Below are 255 nucleotides of genomic sequence, written 5' to 3'. Positions count from 1 at the left end.
CCGCGGCACCGGGCTCTCGCGCCACAGCGCCGCGGGTCCCCGACGGGGAGCAGCTCACCACGATGGCCGCGCTGCTGCACCGCGACGCCGAGGGCGACGCGCTGGTCACCGCGTGGATCAAGGCGTCGCCGGTCGACGCGGCGACGTGGGTGCGGGCCTACCTGCGGGTCTATCTGCGCCCCCTGGTACACTGCCTGCACGCCTACGACCTCGCGTTCATGCCGCACGGCGAGAACCTGCTGCTGCGGCTGCGCG

At 74.5% G+C, this 255-nt stretch carries 1 protein-coding gene; it reads left to right on the top strand.

Annotation, left to right across the window (positions count from 1 at the left end):
• Positions 1–62: 62 nt before the first annotated feature.
• On the top strand, positions 63–255 hold a 193-nt coding region (locus tag AC1XDK_RS30880), incomplete at its 3' end, for a ferric iron reductase (protein WP_483353842.1).

The organism is Haladaptatus sp. HS23, assembly GCF_056892285.1.
This window is presented reverse-complemented; position numbering and strand designations above follow the sequence as displayed.